This is a genomic window from Variovorax sp. Varisp46 (assembly GCF_059491885.1).
Window position 1 is genome coordinate 2,953,976 of the sequence record NZ_CP168515.1, and the last position, 18,355, is coordinate 2,972,330.

Here is an 18,355-nt window from a genome sequence, read left to right on the forward strand (position 1 = left end):
TGGGATGGGGGCAGGCAGAGTGCCCAGTGGATGCGCCGCTTGCCCCCACCCCTGCCCTCCCCCGGAAGGGGAGGGAGAAAAGCCTTGAGGGACTCATGCGGCCGCCGTGTCGTACGGCGCCGCCGGCTTCTCCCCGGCCAGCACCTGCAGCAGATTGGTCGTCGCCAGCTCCGCCATCGCGTGCCGGGTCTCGTGCGTGGCCGAGCCGATGTGCGGCAGCGGCGTCACGCGCGGATGCGTGCGCAGCGGCGAGTCGGCCGGCAGCGGCTCCTTCGCGAACACGTCGAGGCCTGCGGCGCGCAGCGTGCCGTGGTCGAGGGCGTGCAGCAGCGCGTCTTCGTTCACGGTGGCGCCTCGGCCGCCGTTGATGAAGGATGCACCGGGCTTCATACGCGCGAAGAAGGCCGCGTCGATCATGCCGCGCGTGGCGTCGGTCAGCGGCAGCATCGCAAGCACGATGTCGGCGCGCGCGAGCAGATCGTCGAGCGGCGTGTGCGTGGCGCGGCCCTGCAGTTCGGGCGCCTGCGCAGCCAGGTCGACCGCGCGGCGCGAGTGGTACAGCACCGGCATGCCGAAACCCAGTGCAGCGCGCCTCGCCACGGCCTGCCCGATACGGCCGAAGCCCAGGATGCCCAGCGTCTTGCCATGCACGTCGGTGCCGAAGAGCTCTTCGCCGATGTTCCTGGTCCATCGCCCTTCGCGCACGAGGTTCGAGAGTTCGACCACGCGGCGCTGCGTGGCCATGAGGATCGCGAACACGGTGTCGGCCACCGTCTCGGTCAGCACGTCGGGGGTGTGGCACAGCACGATGCCGCGCTTGTGCAGTTCGGCCAGCGGGTAGTTGTCGACGCCGACCGACACGCTCGAAATGACTTGCAGCTGCGGCGCCGCATCGAGCAGCGCAGCATCGACCGTGTGGCTCGATCCGATCAACCCGTGCGCGATGCGCAGCGCGGCGGCGAATGCCTCGGGCTCCTTGCGGGGATCGGCCACGGTGACGTGGTGCGCGGCCTGCAGGCGTGCCAGCTGATCCTCGGGCAGCGGCCGGAAGACGAGGATGTTCTTCTTCGATGCGTTCGTCATGGCGTTCAGAGCCCCGCTTCTTCGAGTTGCGCCCGCGTCGGCAGGCCTTCGGTATCGCCCAGCACCTGAACGGCGCGCGCGCCGATCCATGCGCCGCGGCGCACGGCATCGGGCACGCTGCGGCCTTCGAGCAGCGCGCTCACCACGCCGGCCGCGAAGCCGTCGCCCGCGCCCACGGTGTCGATCACTTCCTTCACCGGAAAGCCGTCGACGCGGCCAGTGCCGGCCACGTCGCTGTCGTAGTAGGCGCCCTCGGCGCCGAGCTTGACGACCACCAGCTTCGCGCCGCGTTCGCGATAGAACTTCGCGACGTCCTCGGGCTTGTCGTGGCCCGTGAGCAGCAGTCCCTCTTCGATGCCGGGCAGCACCCAGTCGGCGCGCGAGGCGAGTTCGTTGACCCAATGGCGCATGGTCTCGGTGGACGACCACAGCGTCGGGCGCAGGTTGGTGTCGAAGGAGATGGTGCGGCCCGCGGCGCGCATCACGTCCATGGTCTTCAGCGCGGCCTGCAGGCTGGTGTCGGAGATGGCGGCGAACACGCCCGTGGCGTGCAAATGGCGCGCCGAGCGCAGCCAGGCCTCGTCGACGTCGGCCGGGCCCATGTGGCTCGCGGCCGAACCCTTGCGGTGGTATTCGATCGGCGGGTCGCTGCCGTCGGTGACGCGGCCCTTGAACTGGAAGCCGGTGCGCTGCGTCGCATCGGTGATCACGTGCGAGCAGTCGATGCCTTCGGCGCGCATCGCGGCCAGCAACGCGCGGCCCATCGAGTCGGTGCCGAGCCGGCTGGCCCACCCGACCTTGAGGCCCAGCCGCGAGAGGCCGATGGCCACGTTGGTCTCGGCGCCGGCGGTGCGCTTGTGGAACGACTGGGCGTCTTCCAGCGGACCTGGCCGGTCGGCCACGAGCAGCAGCATGGCTTCGCCGAACAGGGCGACGTCGAAAGCGGTGGGTTCTGTCATGAGTGTCTCTCGATCTATGCGCGCGCGGCGCGGATGAAATCGATCTGCGCGCGGGTAACGGCCAGCAGGTCGTCGCCTGCGAGAGGGTATTCGATGGCGTGGGGCACGTCAGCCGGCAATGCACGCAGCACCGCGCGCCACGGCGCGGCCGAATCGCCCAGCGGCACCGCCACCCACTTGTGCGGCAGGCGCTGCACGCCCTTGCAATGCACGTAGCGCACGCGGTGGCCCAGCGCCTGCGCCGCCTGCAGCGGGCATTCGCCGAGCCAGTGCCAGTTGCCCATGTCGAAGGTCATGCCGAGCGGCACCCCGGCACGGTCGGCCACCTCGAAGAAAGTCTGCAGCGCGGGCAGCGTGCCGGCGCGCACGGTCTGGTCGTTCTCGATGAGCAGCTCGACGCGTGTTTCGGCCAGTTCCACCTTCAGGCCCCAGAGCGAGCCGTGCGACGAGGCCTGGAAGTCGCCGATGGACATCTTGAGCCGCTTGGCGCCTATACGCGTGGCCGCGGCGATGCCGCGCTTGAGCGCGGCGCTGTCGAGCCAGCCACCCTGGGCCCACAGGCCCTCGGGGCTGGAGTACACGGAAGCGAGCCCGCTCAGGGCGGGCAGTTCGGCCCCGGCGTCGCGCAGCATCTCGCCGCGCACTTCCACCGAATCGGCGCCAGCCGCCAATGCCAGCTGCGAACACCAGAGCTGGCCATGCCGCCCCACCTCGGCCGCACCGAAGGACGACAGAGAAATCAGAACGGAAAAGGACATTCAGTGCGCTTGGTGGGAGCTGAGGATCTGGCCGAGGAACTGGCGCGTGCGCTCGTCCTTGGGGTTGCCGAAGAACTCTTCCGGCGGCGCCTGCTCGACGATCTTTCCGTCGGCCATGAAGATCACGCGATCGGCCACGCTGCGGGCAAAACCCATTTCGTGCGTCACGCACAGCATGGTCATGCCGTCTTCGGCAAGGCCGATCATGGTGTCGAGCACTTCCTTGACCATCTCGGGGTCGAGCGCGGAAGTGGGCTCGTCGAACAGCATGATCTTGGGCGCCATGCACAGCGCGCGGGCGATGGCCACGCGCTGCTGCTGGCCGCCGGAGAGCTGGCTCGGGTACTTGCCGGCCTGCTCGGGAATGCGTACGCGCGTGAGGTACTTCATGGCCACCTCTTCGGCTTGCACCTTCGTCATGCCGCGCGAGCGCATCGGCGCCAGCGTGCAGTTCTCCAGGATGGTGAGGTGCGGGAACAGGTTGAACTGCTGGAACACCATGCCGACTTCGGCGCGCACGGCATCCACGTTCTTGCCGCCGGCCGTGAGGTCGATGCCGTCGACCACGATGCGGCCCTTCTGCACCGTCTCCAGCCGGTTGATGCAGCGGATGAGCGTCGACTTGCCCGAACCCGAAGGCCCGCAGATCACGATGCGCTCGCCCTGGCGCACCGACAGGTCGATGCCGGTCAACACCTGGAATTCACCGTACCACTTGTTGACCGCTTCCATGCGGATGATCGATTCCGTCGTCATGCTCGTTGTTCCGATACTCACTGTGGGGCGCCCTGCGCCTTCTCAAGGAACACCGCGGAACCGGCTTTGCCGGGCCGCAGGTGTTGCCCCCTGCAAGGGGGTTGGCGTAGCGACACGAAGTGCGCGAAGCCTGGGGGTCAGTTCATTTTCGGCAGGTCGGCCTGCAGCCACTTCTGATACAGCTTGTTGAGCTCGCCGTTGGCGGTGTTCTTCTGCACGAATTCGTTCACCGCCTTGTGCAGCTCTTCCTGGCCCGGACGCATCGCGATGCCCATCGACTGCTGCACCAGCGTGAACTTGTTTTCGTAGGTGCCGGCAGGCACGCGCTTGGCGATCTGTGCCGCCACGGTCACCGAGCAGCCGATGGCATCGACCTGGCCCGAGATCAGCGCCTGCATGGCCGAGGCGTCGTCGTCGAAACGGCGGATTTCGGTGCCTTCGGGCGCGGCCTTGGTCACGGCCACGTCCTGCGTCGAGGCGCGGGCCACGCCCACGCGCAGGCCCTTCAGGTCGCCCGCGGCCTTGATGGGGGCCTTGGTCGCGCCGTACAGCACGATGGTCGCGGCCGCGTAGGGCTGCGAGAACTGCACCTGCTTGGCACGCTCGGGCGTGATGGCCAGCGAGGCGACCAGCAGGTCGACCTTGTTGGTCAGCAGGAACGGGATGCGGTTGGGGCCCGTGACCGGCACGATGTTGGCCTTGACACCCCAGTCCTTCGCAAGCAGCTTGGCCACGTCGGCGTCGTAGCCGTCGGGCTGGTTCTTCGCATCGGTGGTGCCGTAGGGCGGAAAGTCGACCAGCATGCCGATGGTGATCTCGCCCTTCTTCTTGATGTCGGCCACCGACTGTGCCGAGGCGAAGGGTGCGAACACGGTGAGAGCGGCGCCGAGGCCCAGCACGGCGAGCGCGGCACGGCGGGTGGTGATACGGGTCATGGGTGTGTCTCCTGAATAAAAAAAGGAAGCGACGAGAAAGAGAAAACGGAAAGGGTCAGCGGGCAAGCGCCCGGGCGCGGCGGCGCTCCATGCGCGCGGCCAGCAGCGACAGCGGCCAGCAGATCGCGAAGTAGATGGCCGCCACCACCGAGAACACGATGAGCGGCTGGAAGGTGGCGTTGTTGACGATCTGCCCGGCGCGCGTGACTTCGACAAAACCGATGATGGCCGCGAGCGACGTCCCCTTGATGATCTGCACCACGTAGCCCACCGTGGGCGCCAGCGCGATCTTCAGCGCCTGCGGCAACACCACGTCGCGCATGCGGGACGTGTACCTGAGGCTCAGCGCCTCGGCGGCTTCCCACTGGCCGCGCGGAATGGCCTCGATGCAACCGCGCCAGATCTCGCCGAGGAAAGCGGCGCTGTTCAGGATGAGCGCGACACCGGCAGCCACCCACGGATTGATGTCCAACCCCAGCACCGGCGCGCCGAAGAACACCAGGAACAGCTGCAGCAGCAGCGGCGTGCCCTGGAAGATCTGGATGAAAGTGGTCGACACGCCGCGCGCCCACGTCGACTGCGACGTGCGCATCAACGCGACGATGAGCCCCAGGATCGCGCCGCCCACGAAGGCGATGGCCGACAGCGCAAGCGTCCACTTGGCCGCTTCGAGGATGAAAAGGAATTCGGGAAAGCCGAAGGTGCGCATGGTGTTGTCTCCGTCCGTCGTTTCTTACCGGCGGTCCGGATAGTTGAGCGTGCGCCTGTAGATCAGCTTGAACATCGTCGAGAAGGCCAGCGCCAGCGCGAGGTAGATCGCAGCCACGACGATGTAGATCTCGAAGCTGCGGAAGGTCTGCGACTGCAGGTTGGCGGCCACCGAGGTCAGGTCGTCGGCCGAGATGACCGACACCACCGCCGAGCTCAGCATCAGCAGGATGAACTGGCTCGTGAGCGCCGGGTAGATGGCCTTCAGCGCGGGCTTGATGATGACGAAGCGGAAGATTTCCCAGGGCTTGAGGTTGAGCGCCCTGCCCGCCTCGATCTGCCCCTTGGGGATCGACTCGATGCCCGCGCGGATGATCTCGGTCGCATACGCACCGAGGTTCACCACCATCGCCACCAGCGCGGCCGTCTGCGGCGACCAGCGCAGCCCGATGGCCGGCAGCGCGAAGAAGAAAAAGAACAACTGCACGAGGAACGGCGTGTTGCGGATCACCTCGATATAGGCATTCACGATGAAGCGCAGCCAGCCCGGCCCGGAGGTCTTGCCCCAGGCGCAGAAGATGGCGACCACGAGGCCGAGCACCGTGGCCACGAGCGAGAGCTGGACCGTGATCCACGTGCCCTTGAGCAGCAACGGCCAGGCGGCGAAGACGGCGTCGAATTGAAACTGGTAGTTCATGGAGGGCGAACCCGGAAGTGGCGCGGGTGGCGCGTGCATGCCTCGAAAGCAATGCTTGCAGCTTATCTGAAACCGGTTTCATGATTGCCTAGGGATTCCCCTAGGTGGTCGTTTTGTCTCGCCTTCTGCCTACACTGAAGCCATGCTGAACCCACCCGCGGCCACCATGCCCACAGAGGCAACTACGCTCTCCACAGGCGCTCCCACCGTGCAGCATTTCCGCCAGGCCCTGCTCTGGCCCTTGCGGCTGATGCCTGCGCCGGACGCCGGGCACGCGCACCACCACGCGCCCTGGCATGTGCTGCGCGAGATGGGCGATGCCTCGCCATGGCGCGAAGAGGTCGACGAATACACCGGCGACAGCAGCCGCTTTCACGAGCGGCACTACAACGAGTTCGTGAGCTTCCTGCCGTACGTGCAGCGCTTTCTCTACGGCGAGGGCCGCTCGCGCAACGGCAGCAGCGGCGGTCCGGCCTCCGGCAACGACGGCGATTCACCGATGCGCGTCTTCCGCCGCCAAGACATCGCATCGGTGCGCGTGGTGGCCCGCGCGGGCGACGCGCCCGTCACGCTCGACGTGGTGCATTGCGACCTCTACTTCTTCTTCGACATCGACGTGGTCATGGTGAACCTCGAGGTCGGGGCCGACCACCTGAGCCTCGCGCAGGCGCAGGAAATCCTCTACCGCTTCGGCCGCGCCTACCCCTCCGGCTGGGAGCCCGATGGTTCGGCGCTGCATTGCATGGCGAGCGTCGAATGGCTGGGCGCCGACGGCCGCGTCCTCGCAAGCTCCGACGCGCAGCAGCGCGAGAGCTTCCTCTCGCACGTGGCGCAGCACCGCGCGCCGCGCATCTCCTCGCACTGGGCCTACCTGATGCAGCCGCTGGTGAGCGACCATTCCGAAGACCCCGGCGTGCTGCGCTACCGGCAGATCGAGTACTACCGCATGCCGGTCATGGCCTACCTCTCGCTGGACGACCCGCGCCGCCTCACGCGCGACGACTTCGTGCGGCTCGCGCTGGTAACGGGTGCCGGCACCACCGACGCGCACCTGCCCTACGCCGACCACCACCTCGCCGACTTCGAGCACAAGTACTGCTACGACCGCTTCTGGGTCAACGCCGGCGCAGCACCCAACACGCGCTACCTGTGCAACGGCCACGCCCTCATCGTGGTGGGCGATGCGCACTCCGAGTTCTTCTGCTGCCGCGACCGCGGCGTGCTCGCGCAGTTCAGGCACCAGCACTTCCTGCTGTTCCTCATCGCGCATTTCCAGAAGGCCTCGCTGCTGATGTTCTCCGACCAGCTGGTGGAGGCGCTCAAGCGGCTCGACATCCGCAGCACGCCGAGCGTGAAGCAGTTCAAGCGCGCGATCCGAGCGAGCTTCGAGCGCTTCCTGCGCTTCACGCACCGCTACTGGTTCCACGAGATCTCGGAACAGGCGCAGGTGCGCGCGCTCTCGCACATGTGTGCCGCGCACCTTGGGCTCGACCCGCTCTACGACGAGGTCAAGGCGCGCATCGCCGACATGAACACATATCTCGACGCCGACAGCCTGCGCCGGCAGGCCAGCACCGTGGTGCGCCTCACGGTGGTCACGCTGTTCGGCCTGATCGGCACCATCACCACCGGCTTCCTCGGCATGAACCTGTTGGCCGAGGCCGACGCACCGCTGTGGCGCAAGGCACTGTGGTTCGGCGTGGTGTTCGTCCTTACGACCTGGCTCACCATCTACACGATGGTGAAGTCGCAGCGGCTGTCGGATTTCATCGACGCGCTGTCGAACGACAGGCTGGGCTTCAAGGGGAAGATGGCCGCGCTGGCGCGGGTGTGGCGGCCGGGGGCCGACTGATCAGAACGCGATGTCGGCGCTGGCCACCGCGCGAATCGGCACGCCGAAGCTCGTGATGTCCGACAGCGTGGCGTTGTGATGCGCACGGATCTGCGCACCCGTCGCGTGCGGCTTGTCGTGCGAGGTGTGCGCGTCGGCTGCGAGCACCACGTGGTAGCCCAGCGCGGCGGCGCGGCGCACGGTGGTGTCGACGCAAAACTCCGACGAATAGCCGCAGACCACCACGCGCTTCACGCCATGCTCCGACAGCCAGGCTTCGAGCGGCGTGCGCAGAAAGGAGTCGGGCGTGGTCTTGCGGATGCGGACGTCGCGCGAATCGGTGTTCAGCGCACCGGCGAGCTGCCAGCGCTCGGAATCGAATTCCAGGTCGACCGCATTCTCGTGCTGGATGAAGGCCACGGGCACACCGGCTGCACGGGCACGTTCGGTGAGCGCATTGATGCGCTGCATCACTTGCCCGGCTTCATGGGGGCGCGGTGGATCGTCGCAAAGGCCACGTTGGACGTCGATGACGAGGACGGCAGTGTTCATGCGCCCATCGTAGCGGCTCCCCTCAGTTCCAGGCACTCACTTCGAGCCGTACTTTCCCGCTGATGCCGGGCGCCGCCGGTGCGGCGCCGAGGCTCGACAGCGGCACCATGAACTGCAGCTTGCCGCTGGCCAGCTGCTTCGGGCTCATCGGCAGCGAGGCCTGCCCCGCCGTGTCGGTCTGCCAGCCGTACTTGACGTTCCAGCTCTGCGCCGGATCGCCAGGCGCGGGCGGCGCGATCTCGATGACCAGCGTATCGCGGAACAGCGAGCTGCCTTCGTAGTGACCATCGAGCCAGAACTTGTTGTTGACCTGGTAGTCGGGCACGCGCACGCCCAGCGTCATGGCATAGGCGAGCGTCGGGCGGTCCTGCTTCACGCGGGCCCTGTTGGCGAGAAACACGGTGGAAAGGTAGATCGACCGGCGATCCGCCTTGGCCGGGTCGGTCAGTTCCTTGTGCGTACGGCAGGCGGGCGAATCTTCCTCGGCCACGCGCCGGCTCAGGTACCAGCGCTTGCCGCGCGGTGCGGCGAGCAGCTCGACCTGGTAGAGCGCATCGACGTCAGCGCCCTTGGGCAGGTCGGGCGGCAGCGTGACGCCCTCGATGTCGAACCACAGATCGACCCGCACGTCGCCGAACAGGAAGCGCACGAGGTTCTGGTAGGCCTCCTCCGAATTGACGATGCCGAAGAAGCCCGAGTGCGAGCGGTAGGTGTAGGCGGTGGCCACTGGCTGCGTCTTGCCCGCAGCGTCGGAGGCCCAGAGCGAGGCGTTCTCGATGCGCACGAGCCCATCGCTGCCGTGGCCCGCGAACATGCGCGACAGGCCCTTGGCGCTTTCGTAGTCGCCGCGATTGGTACCGACCATGCAGAAGAAGCGCTCGGCCGGAAAGGCCGTGGCCGGCAGGTAGTCCATGCGGCCGTTGACCGCCGGCGTGGCCAGGAACTCCGACATCTTCTCGCGGTTGAAGGTGTTCATCTCAGCCGCCGTAAGCCAGGCCGGCACGTTGATGCCGCCCATGTCGATGCCGTTGTGCGGCGTGGCATAGGTGAACACCTTGTCGACGCACGCACGCGCGGCCGCACCGCCGAGCTCGGGGTTCTGCAGAAAGGCGCGCACCACCAGGCCGCCCATCGAATGCGCGACGAGGTAGCAGCGGAAATCCGCGGGCGAGAAGCCGGGCCCCTCGCGCAGCGCCACGAGGTCGCGCACGCGCAGGATCAACTGGCTCAGGCCTTGCGCGTACACCTTGATGTCCCTGGCCCGGCCATCGCCGAGCAGCTCGGAGCCCGAGTCGTAGTAGCGGTAGATGATGACCGAAGCCGAGGGAATGCCGTCGACGTCCCTGCCGTTTTCATCGGGCGAGGGCTTCCAGTCGGGGTCGAGGATGTCCAGCCCGTTCTGGTAGACGCTCTGGTACTGGAAGTCAGCCAGCAGCCGCACCATGGGCGACTCGAAGACGAACTTCTGCGCCGGCGCTTCCTTCTTGACGGTGGCGCGATACACCGTGGAGCCGATGTTGAAACCGCAGAACGGATCGGCGGCGGTGTCATCGCGCTCCGCTTCGGTCATGGCGTAGCCACGCACGTAGATGATGGGGTAGCGATTGCTGCTCATGGCTCTGCCGCCTCGTTCCTTGGGATCGATGAAGACTTTCAGTTTGCCGAGGGGTGAAGGGGAGCGCCATATCGCGCATGGCATAGGACTGTTCGCTGTTTCGCCCCGGACAAGCGTCCCGGATACCCCCGCTCCCCAAATGTTTCTACGGTTGAAACCATTGAAACGCGCATCGTCGCTAGTCTCGCGCCATCCAACAAACACAATCCAGAAGGCACTCCCATGGCTGACGATCCAGGTTCGCAGGGTTCCTACCTGCCTCAACTGCTGCGCCGTGGCACCGCATTGGCGGCCGCCGGCTGCGCGTTCGTGGCGGGATGCGGCGCCGCCGGCGGCGGCGAGACGCGCTACGAGAACTCGCCGCAATTCCGCGACGGCGGCTTCCACAACATGGCCAACCCCGACCTGCCGGCCCAGGCCAGCGCATGGCGCATCTGGTCACGCTTCATCGTGGGCAGCAAGGTCGACACCGTGCCGATCGATGCGATCCCCGTGCAGGCGCTGGACCGCGGCGCGCTCGATGCGCTCGACACCAAGGCCAACCACGTGGTGCGCCTCGGCCACTCGTCGCATCTGCTGAAGCTGCGCGGCAAGTACTGGCTGATCGACCCGGTGTTCAGCGAACGTGCATCGCCGGTGCAGTGGGCCGGGCCGAAGCGCTTTCACCAGCCGCCGATCGCGCTCGAACAGCTGCCGCCGATAGAGGGCGTGATCCTTTCGCACGACCACTACGACCACCTCGACGTGGCGACCATCGAGTACCTCTCGAAGAGCGTGCAGCGCTACTTCGTGCCGCTGGGCGTGCGCGCGCGGCTGCTGGTGATGGGCGTGCCGGCCGAGCGCGTGAGCGAGCTCGACTGGTGGCAAAGCGGCGAACACGACGGCGTGAAGCTCACCGCCACGCCCGCGCAGCATTTCTCGGGCCGCACGCTGGGCGACCGCGACCGCACGCTATGGGCCTCATGGGTAGTGCAGAGCGGCGAGCAGCGCCTGTTCTACAGCGGGGACTCGGGCTACTTCCCCGGCTTCAGGCAGATCGGTGAACGCTTCGGCGGCTTCGACATCGCGCTGATGGAAAACGGCGCCTACGACAGCATGTGGCCGGCCGTGCACATGACGCCCGAGCAAAGCGTGCAGGCCTTCGAGGACCTGCGCGGCAAGGTGTTCTTCTCGGTGCACAACAGCACCTTCGACCTTTCCTTCCACACCTGGCGCGACCCGCTGGACCGCATCGCGAACCTCGCGGAGGCAAAGAAGATCGAGCTGGCGACGCCGGTGATCGGGGAGGTGGTGACGGTGGGGCAGGCGCGCACGAATGTGCGCTGGTGGACCGGCCTGCGCTGAGCGGCCCTGCCGCCCGTTACCGGCCTACCCGCCCCGCTCCTTGCGCTCCCGCGCCCGGCGCACCTGCCGCGTCTCGTTCGCCTGCGAAGCGATGCGGTCTTTCTCGCGCTTCTTCGCCGCCCGCTTTTCGCGCATGCGCCGGCCCAGCACATAGCTGCCGAAGCCGGTGACCACGGCAATGAAGATCCCGATGACGCTGATGTCGATGCCGCCCATCACTGCACCCGCACGATGCTCGACGGCTTGAAGCCGAGGTCGGCCGCCTTGCCCTTGCGTGCACGGCTGCCGCGGGCGTTGTTGAGTGTGCGGATTTCCAGCGTTTCATCGCGCTCCTTGCCGCCGCGGCCGATGCCCTCGATCTTCACGCTTCGCGTGTAGGCCGCGGCGCCGGCCAGGGTGTCCTTGGCCTCGAGGTCGATCAGCGTGAGGCCGCGCCCGCCCTTCGGCAGGCTCTTGAGTTCGGTGATGTCGAAGGTCAGGATGCGCCCGCCGGTCGAGGCGCAGGCCACGTGCGTGGCGGCCGGCATCGGCTCGGCGCCGCTCGCGCCGCCGACCAGCGACGGCCGGCACAGCTGCTCGCCCTCGCCCACGTCGATGAAGGCCTTGCCGCCGCGCTGGCGCGACATCATGTTCTCGACCGTGGCGATGAAGCCGTAGCCACCGGTGTTGGCAAGCAGCACGCTGGCGCCGACGGGGCCGGCGAAGAAATGCGTGACGTGCGTGCCGGCATCGAGCTCGATGAGCGTGGTGACCGGCTGGCCGTCGCCGCGCGCGCCGGGCAGCGAGGACACGGGCACGGTGTAGACGCGCACGCTCTTGTCCTTGGCACTGCCGAAGACCAACAGCGTGTCGACGCTGCGGCATTCGAAGGCGCCGTAGAGCGAGTCGCCGGACTTGAAGCTGTATTCCGGCGCTGCGCCCTTCTCTGCGTTCGCACCGTTGCCCGCAGCCTTCTCGCTCGCCCAGCCCTTCTGCGCACGGACCCAGCCCTTCTGCGACACGATGACGGTGACGGGCTCGTCGACCACCTTCACCTCGGCCACGGCGCGCTTCTCGGCCTGGATGAGCGTGCGGCGCGCGTCCTCGAATGTCTTGGCGTCGGCCTCGATTTCCTTCACGAGCAGGCGGCGCAATGCGGTCGGGCTGCCGAGAATGTCTTCGAGCTTCTTCTGCTCGTCGCGCAGGCCCGAGAGCTCCTGCTCGATCTTGATGGCTTCGAGCCGCGCAAGTTGGCGCAGGCGAATTTCAAGAATGTCCTCGGCCTGCCGTTCGCTGAGATTGAAGCGTGCGATGAGCGCGGCCTTCGGGTCTTCCGCCGCGCGGATGATCGCGATCACCTCGTCGATGTTCAGCAGCACCAGCTGACGGCCTTCGAGGATGTGGATGCGTTCCAGCACCTTGTTGAGCCGGTGCCGCGAGCGCTTCTCGACGGTGACCTCGCGGAACGCGATCCACTCGTTGAGCATCTGGCGCAGCGACTTCTGCGTGGGCTTGCCGTCGATGCCGACCATCGTGAGGTTGATCGGCGACGAGGTTTCGAGCGAGGTCTGCGCGAGCAGCGTGGTGATGAACTCGTCCTGGCTGATGCGCGAGGTCTTGGGCTCGAACACCAGGCGCACGGCCGCGTCCTTGCTGGACTCGTCGCGCACCACGTCGAGCACCGACAGCATCGCGGCCTTCAGCTGCGTCTGGTCGGCACTCAGCGCCTTCTTTCCGGTCTTGACCTTCGGGTTGGTGATTTCCTCGATCTCTTCGAGCACCTTCTGCGTGCTGACGCCCGGCGGAAGTTCGTTGACCACCAACTGCCATTGGCCGCGCGCGAGGTCTTCGATCTTCCAGCGCGCGCGCACCTTGAGCGAGCCGCGGCCGGTGCGGTAGGCATCGGCGATGTCGCCCGCGCTGCTGATGATCTGCGCGCCGCCCGGATAGTCGGGGCCGGGCACGATGGCGAAGAGTTCTTCCTCGCTGAGCTTGCCGTTCGACTTGATCAGCGCCACGCAGGCGTCGGCAATCTCGCGCAGGTTGTGGCTCGGGATCTCGGTGGCAAGGCCGACCGCGATGCCGCTGGCGCCATTGAGCAGCGTGAACGGCAGCCGCGCGGGCAGCAGGCGCGGCTCTTCGGTGCTGCCGTCGTAGTTGGGAATGAAGTCGACCGTGCCTTCATCGATCTCGTCGAGCAGCAGGCTGGTGATGCGCGCCAGTCGCGCTTCGGTGTAGCGCATGGCCGCGGCGCCGTCGCCGTCGCGGCTGCCGAAATTGCCCTGGCCATCGACCAGTGGATAGCGCTGCGAAAAATCTTGCGCCATGCGCACCAGCGCGTCGTACGCGGCCTGGTCGCTGTGCGGGTGGAAGCGGCCGAGCACGTCGCCGACCACGCGCGCGCTCTTCACGGGCTTGGCACCCACGGTGCCGTTGGTGCCGCCGAAGCCCAGGCCCATGCGCGACATCGAGTACAGGATGCGGCGCTGCACCGGCTTCTGGCCGTCGGACACATCGGGCAGCGCGCGGCCCTTGACCACGCTGAGCGCGTATTCGAGGTAGGCGGTCTGGGCGTAGTCGGCGAGGGTCAGGGTCGTGTCGCCGTCGGTGGGACCCTGGAGATCGAGCGGAGGTTGAGAGTCGTCCATGAATGAGAGGGAAAGAAAAACAGTTGCTTGAGGCTGCGCGCCTTGTTTGCGGTCGCGAGGACGGTACTTGGCAGTCCCCGGAGGTCAGGACAACGGGGACGGCGGCGCGGTGGCGCCCGGCTCGGCCGCGCCGGTCGGCACGTCGGGCAGCTCGGGCATCGTCGGAGCGCTGCGCGGCGATTCGGAGGGCATGTTGCCGCGGCCGATCGCGCCGCCCTTTGGCACCGCCATTTCCATGCGGATGCGCCCCGGCGTCCTGCCGCCGCCACTGCCACCCCGAAGGTTTCCGCCCACCGTCACTGCCGAAGGCTTCAGGTACGCATACAACTGCAGCACGGTCTGTACATAGTTCTGCGTTTCCTTGTAGTTCGGGATCTTGTTGCCCGCACGCTGCACCGCCCCCTCGCCTGCGTTGTAGGCAGCCAGCGCGAGCTCGATCTGTCCCGGGAACATCGCGATCAGGTCACGCAGGTAGCGCGAGCCGGCGGCGATGTTGATGCGCGGGTCGAACAGCTTCTTCTCGATGGTCGCGCGCTTGTCGGCCGACACGCCATAGCGCTGAGCCGTCGCGGGCATCAACTGCATGAGACCCATGGCGCCCTTGGGCGAGACGGCCTGCGCGTCGAAGCCCGACTCGGTCGCGACCAGGGCCTGGAGCAGTTCGTAGTCGATGTCGTGCTTGTTCGATGCGTCGCGCAGGGCGGACTTGGCGGTCTTGTAGCCGGGCGAGGCCTCGAACATGGCCAGCAGCGACTGCGACGCGGCCGGCACCTTGCCGTCGAGCTTGCGGGCGCCGCGGCCCAGCGGAGAAAGGCCCTGCGCCGTGTCGAAGCTCTGGCCGCCACGGAAGAAGACCTGGTAGCGCTCGTCGACCTTCTCGGCGGCGAAATGCGCCACGCCCTTGCTGTCGACGTAGCCGTAGATGTCAGCGGCGTGCGCCGCCTCCTGCTGCGTGCACAGCAGGAAGGCCGAAAGCAACAACGAACGCTTGAAAGCTGACATGCGTGGTGGAGGAATCAGACGTCGATGTCGACATCGTCGGCCCGCAACTCCATGAGTTCGCGCCGCGCTGCCGCTTCGCCCTTGCCCATGAGCTTGGTGATCTCGCCCTGGGTGGCCGTGAAGTCGAACCGCCCCAATTGGACCTGCATCAGGCGCCGGGTGTCTGGATTGAGCGTGGTTTCCCACAATTGTTCCGCGCTCATTTCGCCCAGGCCCTTGAAGCGGCTGATGCTCCAGGCGCCTTCGCGAACGCCGTCCTTGCGCAATTTGTCGAGCGTGGCGGTGAGTTCACCTTCGTCCAGCGCATAAACCTTGGAGGCCGGCTTCTTGCCGCGCGCAGGTGCATCGACCCGGAACAATGGCGGCTTTGCAACATACACGTGGCCGACTTCGATCAATTTCGGAAAGTGCCGGAAGAACAGCGTGAGCAGCAGCACCTGGATGTGCGAGCCGTCCACGTCGGCATCGCTCAGGATGCAGACCTTGCCGTAGCGCAGCCCGCTCATGTCGGGCGTGTCGTTGGGGCCGTGCGGGTCGACGCCCACGGCCACCGAGATGTCGTGGATCTCGGTGTTGGCGAAGAGCCGGTCACGCTCGACTTCCCAGGTGTTGAGCACCTTGCCGCGCAGGGGCAGGATCGCCTGGCTTTCCTTGTCGCGGCCCATCTTGGCGCTGCCGCCGGCGGAGTCGCCCTCGACCAGGAAGACTTCGTTGTGGCTGATGTCCTTGCTCTCGCAGTCGGTCAGCTTGCCGGGAAGCACGGCCACGCCGGAGCCCTTGCGCTTCTCGACCTTCTGGCCGGCGCGCTGGCGCGTCTGCGCGGCCTTGATGGCCAGCTCGGCGAGCTTGCGGCCATAGTCGACGTGCTGGTTGAGCCACAGTTCGAGCGCGGGGCGCACGAAGCTCGACACCAGGCGCACCGCGTCGCGCGAGTTCAGGCGTTCCTTGATCTGGCCCTGGAATTGCGGGTCGAGCACCTTGGCGCTGAGCACGTACGAGGCGCGCGCGAACACGTCCTCGGGCAGCAACTTCACGCCCTTGGGCAGCAGCGAGTGCAGCTCGATGAAGCCCTTCACGGCGGTGAACAGGCCGTCGCGCAGGCCGCTTTCGTGCGTGCCGCCGGCGCTGGTGGGAATCAGGTTGACGTAGCTCTCGCGCACCGGCTGGCCGTCTTCCGTGAAGGCCACGCACCAGTCGGCGCCCTCGCCTTCGGCGAAGTTGTCGGCGTTCTTGTCAGCGTGGCCGCTGCCTTCGAACAGCGGAATGACGGGGTCGCCGTTGAGCGTCTGCATGAGGTAGTCGCTCAGGCCGCCCTTGTAGAGCCACTGCTGGGTTTCCTTGGTCTTCTCATTGACGAGCGTGACGCTCACGCCAGGCATCAGCACGGCCTTGCTGCGCAGCAGGTGCGTGAGCTCGCCCATGGGAAGCACGGCGGTCTCGAAATACTTGGCGTCGGGCCAGGCGCGCACGGTGGTGCCCTGGCGGCGCTCGCCGGCCTCGAGCTTGCGGATTTCGAGCGCCTCGATCACGTCGCCGGCACTGAAGGCCAGCTTGGCGACGGAGCCTTCGCGGTGCGAGGTGACTTCGAGCCGCTTGGACAACGCATTGGTCACCGAAACACCCACGCCGTGCAGGCCGCCCGAGAAGCTGTAGGCACCGCCCGAGCCCTTGTCGAACTTGCCGCCCGCGTGCAGGCGGGTATACACGAGCTCGATCACGGGGGCCTTTTCTTCGGGGTGCAGGCCGAACGGAATGCCCCGGCCGTCGTCTTCGATGCTGGCCGAGCCGTCGGCATGCAACGTGACCTTGATCTTCTTGCCATAGCCCGCCAGCGCCTCGTCGGCGGCGTTGTCGAGCACTTCCTGGATGATGTGCAGCGGGTTGTCGGTCCGGGTGTACATGCCCGGGCGCTGCTTCACGGGCTCGAGGCCCTTGAGCACGCGGATGGAGCCTTCCGAGTAGCCGGACGATGCGGACGCTGAACTGGGGGGAGTCTTGAGGGGAGTCGCCATGGGGGCGGATTGTAGTCAGTCGCCACCAAATGACTGGATACCCATACAGGAACCTTCGATCAGGAGCCGAAGGTTGGCACGATGACCGGACTTGCTCGTTGACGATGGCCCGGCCGGCATAGGCCAGCGAGGCGAGTTCGTTTGATGCGCCGGTCGCATCAAAGCCGCCTCGATAAATCATCAATGCCGTCGGCCGACCTGCCGCCTGCCGAAGCCCTCAAGTCGCTACATTCGACGCGATGCAAGCCCCAGCCCCCGTCCTCTCCATCAAGCAAGTCCTGTTCTGCGGGGCCATGATCGTCACGTTGTCGATGGGCATCCGCCACGGCTTCGGGCTCTGGCTGCAGCCGATCACGCAGGCGCAGGACTGGAGCCGGCAGACCTTCTCGTTCGCGCTGGCGGTCCAGAATCTTTCATGGGGCATCTTCGGGGTGTTCGCGGGCATGCTGGCCGACCGCTTCGGCGCGTTCCGGGTGCTGATCGGCGGCTCGGTGTTCTATGCGCTGGGTCTGCTCGGCATGGCGCATTCGCCGACGCCGCTGCTCTTCACGCTGAGCGCGGGCGTGCTGATCGGCGCGGCGCAGGCGGGCTCGACCTATGCGGTGATCTACGGCGTGATCGGTCGGCAGATTCCGGCTGAACGGCGATCGTGGGCGATGGGCGTTGCGGCGGCGGCCGGCTCCTTCGGGCAGTTCCTGATGGCGCCCATCGAGGGGCGATTGATCGGCCACCTGGGCTGGCAGACGGCGCTTGCCGTGGTGGCGGTGCTGGTGCTCGTGATCATCCCGATGGCCTTCGGCCTGCGCGAACCGAAGACGTCCGCGCTGGCCGGGCACCGCGAACAATCGGTGCTGCAGGCGGTGGGCGAGGCTTTCCGCTATCCGAGCTTCGGGCTGCTGATGGCGGGGTACTTCGTCTGCGGCTTCCAGCTTGCGTTCATCGGCATCCACATGCCGACCTACCTGCGCGACCGGAGCCTGCCGGCCGAAGTGGCGGGCTATGCGCTGGCGCTGATCGGGCTGTTCAACGTGTTCGGCACCTACACGGTGGGGCTGCTGGGGCAGAAGCTGGCCAAGCGCAAGATCCTGGCGGCGATCTATTTCGCGCGGGCCGTGTCGATCGCGCTGTTCCTGCTGGTACCGATCTCACCGCTCAGCGTGTATGTGTTCTCGGCGGCGATGGGCTTCCTGTGGCTGTCGACTGTGCCCGCGACCAATGCGATCGTGGCGGGCATCTTCGGCGTGGCGCACCTGTCGATGCTCAGCGGCTTCGTGTTCCTGAGCCACCAGGTGGGCTCGTTCCTGGGCGTGTGGCTTGGCGGCTACCTGTACGACACCACGGGCAGCTACGACATCGTCTGGTACATCGCGGTCGCGCTGGGCGTGTTCGCGGCGCTGATCAACCTGCCGGTGAAGGAAAGCGCCATCTCGCGCTCGTCGCCACAGCCGCTGGGGGCCGCGGGCTGATTGCGTATAA

At 66.9% G+C, this 18,355-nt stretch carries 16 protein-coding genes; 3 read left to right on the forward strand and 13 right to left on the reverse strand.

Translation table 11 applies throughout. The features are described from left to right. Nucleotides 1–93: 93 nt before the first annotated feature. The 7 genes from ACEN9N_RS13915 to ACEN9N_RS13945 form a co-directional block, all read right to left on the reverse strand. Nucleotides 94–1,083, reverse strand: a complete 990-nt coding sequence (locus ACEN9N_RS13915) for a 2-hydroxyacid dehydrogenase (RefSeq protein ID WP_413316360.1) — start codon at nt 1,081–1,083, stop codon at nt 94–96. Nucleotides 1,084–1,088: 5 nt separating this feature from the next. Continuing rightward, nucleotides 1,089–2,042 carry a sugar kinase gene (locus ACEN9N_RS13920; protein ID WP_413332994.1) on the reverse strand — a complete coding sequence of 318 codons (954 nt, stop codon included), beginning with the start codon at nt 2,040–2,042 and terminating at the stop codon, nt 1,089–1,091. Nucleotides 2,043–2,056: 14 nt separating this feature from the next. Then, entirely contained in the window at nt 2,057–2,800 is a 744-nt protein-coding gene (locus ACEN9N_RS13925) for a sugar phosphate isomerase/epimerase family protein (RefSeq protein ID WP_495656315.1), read from the reverse strand. Then, entirely contained in the window at nt 2,801–3,556 is a 756-nt protein-coding gene (locus ACEN9N_RS13930; RefSeq protein WP_413316366.1) for an amino acid ABC transporter ATP-binding protein, read from the reverse strand. Between the two features lie 137 nt (nt 3,557–3,693). After that, nucleotides 3,694–4,491, reverse strand: a complete 798-nt coding sequence (locus ACEN9N_RS13935) for a transporter substrate-binding domain-containing protein (RefSeq protein WP_413316368.1) — start codon at nt 4,489–4,491, stop codon at nt 3,694–3,696. Nucleotides 4,492–4,546: 55 nt separating this feature from the next. Beyond that, nucleotides 4,547–5,200: an amino acid ABC transporter permease gene (locus ACEN9N_RS13940; RefSeq protein WP_007835641.1), complete on the reverse strand. Its 654-nt coding sequence runs from the start codon at nt 5,198–5,200 to the stop codon at nt 4,547–4,549. A 24-nt stretch (nt 5,201–5,224) separates the two neighbouring features. Further along, nucleotides 5,225–5,896 carry an amino acid ABC transporter permease gene (locus ACEN9N_RS13945; protein ID WP_007835644.1) on the reverse strand — a complete coding sequence of 224 codons (672 nt, stop codon included), beginning with the start codon at nt 5,894–5,896 and terminating at the stop codon, nt 5,225–5,227. Nucleotides 5,897–6,038: 142 nt separating this feature from the next. Here ACEN9N_RS13945 and ACEN9N_RS13950 point away from each other — a divergent pair, with 142 nt between their 5' ends. Beyond that, nucleotides 6,039–7,748, forward strand: a complete 1,710-nt coding sequence (locus tag ACEN9N_RS13950; protein WP_495656316.1) for a hypothetical protein — start codon at nt 6,039–6,041, stop codon at nt 7,746–7,748. Here ACEN9N_RS13950 and ACEN9N_RS13955 read toward each other — a convergent pair whose 3' ends face one another. Both ACEN9N_RS13955 and ACEN9N_RS13960 read right to left on the reverse strand, forming a co-directional pair. Then, nucleotides 7,749–8,279 (reverse strand): cysteine hydrolase family protein, encoded by a 531-nt coding sequence (locus ACEN9N_RS13955; protein ID WP_413316374.1) that lies wholly within the window; start codon nt 8,277–8,279, stop codon nt 7,749–7,751. 22 nt (nt 8,280–8,301) lie between these two features. Continuing rightward, nucleotides 8,302–9,894, reverse strand: coding sequence for an esterase/lipase family protein (locus ACEN9N_RS13960; RefSeq protein ID WP_495656317.1), 1,593 nt, complete (start codon nt 9,892–9,894; stop codon nt 8,302–8,304). Nucleotides 9,895–10,116: 222 nt separating this feature from the next. Between ACEN9N_RS13960 and ACEN9N_RS13965 the strand changes: the two genes are divergently transcribed. After that, the gene (locus tag ACEN9N_RS13965) at nt 10,117–11,238 is read left to right on the forward strand and encodes an MBL fold metallo-hydrolase (protein WP_495656318.1); all 1,122 of its coding nucleotides are present in this window, start codon (nt 10,117–10,119) and stop codon (nt 11,236–11,238) included. A gap of 24 nt (nt 11,239–11,262) precedes the next feature. Here the strand turns inward: ACEN9N_RS13965 and ACEN9N_RS13970 are convergent, their stop codons facing one another. The 4 genes from ACEN9N_RS13970 to ACEN9N_RS13985 all read right to left on the reverse strand — a co-directional run bounded on the left by ACEN9N_RS13970 (nt 11,263) and on the right by ACEN9N_RS13985 (nt 16,879). Then, nucleotides 11,263–11,454, reverse strand: coding sequence for a hypothetical protein (locus tag ACEN9N_RS13970; protein WP_495656319.1), 192 nt, complete (start codon nt 11,452–11,454; stop codon nt 11,263–11,265). Beyond that, nucleotides 11,454–13,865: a DNA topoisomerase IV subunit A gene (parC, locus tag ACEN9N_RS13975; RefSeq protein WP_413315063.1), complete on the reverse strand. Its 2,412-nt coding sequence runs from the start codon at nt 13,863–13,865 to the stop codon at nt 11,454–11,456. The genes ACEN9N_RS13970 and parC overlap by 1 nt, the downstream gene beginning before the upstream one ends. 84 nt (nt 13,866–13,949) lie before the next feature. Next, nucleotides 13,950–14,867, reverse strand: coding sequence for a lytic transglycosylase domain-containing protein (locus tag ACEN9N_RS13980; RefSeq protein WP_495656320.1), 918 nt, complete (start codon nt 14,865–14,867; stop codon nt 13,950–13,952). A gap of 14 nt (nt 14,868–14,881) precedes the next feature. After that, a complete protein-coding gene (locus ACEN9N_RS13985; protein ID WP_495656321.1) occupies nt 14,882–16,879 on the reverse strand; it encodes a DNA topoisomerase IV subunit B in 1,998 nt (665 codons plus the stop codon). A gap of 239 nt (nt 16,880–17,118) precedes the next feature. Here ACEN9N_RS13985 and ACEN9N_RS13990 point away from each other — a divergent pair, with 239 nt between their 5' ends. Next, a complete protein-coding gene (locus ACEN9N_RS13990; protein ID WP_007835659.1) occupies nt 17,119–18,345 on the forward strand; it encodes an MFS transporter in 1,227 nt (408 codons plus the stop codon). Nucleotides 18,346–18,355: the final 10 nt, after the last annotated feature.

Bases quoted from the DNA above. Each gene is read 5' to 3' on its own strand.
- ACEN9N_RS13915 (WP_413316360.1), bottom strand. From the start codon at position 1,083: ATGACGAACGCATCGAAGAAGAACATCCTCGTCTTCCGGCCGCTGCCC.
- ACEN9N_RS13920 (WP_413332994.1), bottom strand. From the start codon at position 2,042: ATGACAGAACCCACCGCTTTCGACGTCGCCCTGTTCGGCGAAGCCATG.
- ACEN9N_RS13925 (WP_495656315.1), bottom strand. From the start codon at position 2,800: ATGTCCTTTTCCGTTCTGATTTCTCTGTCGTCCTTCGGTGCGGCCGAG.
- ACEN9N_RS13930 (WP_413316366.1), bottom strand. From the start codon at position 3,556: ATGACGACGGAATCGATCATCCGCATGGAAGCGGTCAACAAGTGGTAC.
- ACEN9N_RS13935 (WP_413316368.1), bottom strand. From the start codon at position 4,491: ATGACCCGTATCACCACCCGCCGTGCCGCGCTCGCCGTGCTGGGCCTC.
- ACEN9N_RS13940 (WP_007835641.1), bottom strand. From the start codon at position 5,200: ATGCGCACCTTCGGCTTTCCCGAATTCCTTTTCATCCTCGAAGCGGCC.
- ACEN9N_RS13945 (WP_007835644.1), bottom strand. From the start codon at position 5,896: ATGAACTACCAGTTTCAATTCGACGCCGTCTTCGCCGCCTGGCCGTTG.
- ACEN9N_RS13950 (WP_495656316.1), top strand. From the start codon at position 6,039: ATGCTGAACCCACCCGCGGCCACCATGCCCACAGAGGCAACTACGCTC.
- ACEN9N_RS13955 (WP_413316374.1), bottom strand. From the start codon at position 8,279: ATGAACACTGCCGTCCTCGTCATCGACGTCCAACGTGGCCTTTGCGAC.
- ACEN9N_RS13960 (WP_495656317.1), bottom strand. From the start codon at position 9,894: ATGAGCAGCAATCGCTACCCCATCATCTACGTGCGTGGCTACGCCATG.
- ACEN9N_RS13965 (WP_495656318.1), top strand. From the start codon at position 10,117: ATGGCTGACGATCCAGGTTCGCAGGGTTCCTACCTGCCTCAACTGCTG.
- ACEN9N_RS13970 (WP_495656319.1), bottom strand. From the start codon at position 11,454: ATGGGCGGCATCGACATCAGCGTCATCGGGATCTTCATTGCCGTGGTC.
- parC (WP_413315063.1), bottom strand. From the start codon at position 13,865: ATGGACGACTCTCAACCTCCGCTCGATCTCCAGGGTCCCACCGACGGC.
- ACEN9N_RS13980 (WP_495656320.1), bottom strand. From the start codon at position 14,867: ATGTCAGCTTTCAAGCGTTCGTTGTTGCTTTCGGCCTTCCTGCTGTGC.
- ACEN9N_RS13985 (WP_495656321.1), bottom strand. From the start codon at position 16,879: ATGGCGACTCCCCTCAAGACTCCCCCCAGTTCAGCGTCCGCATCGTCC.
- ACEN9N_RS13990 (WP_007835659.1), top strand. From the start codon at position 17,119: ATGCAAGCCCCAGCCCCCGTCCTCTCCATCAAGCAAGTCCTGTTCTGC.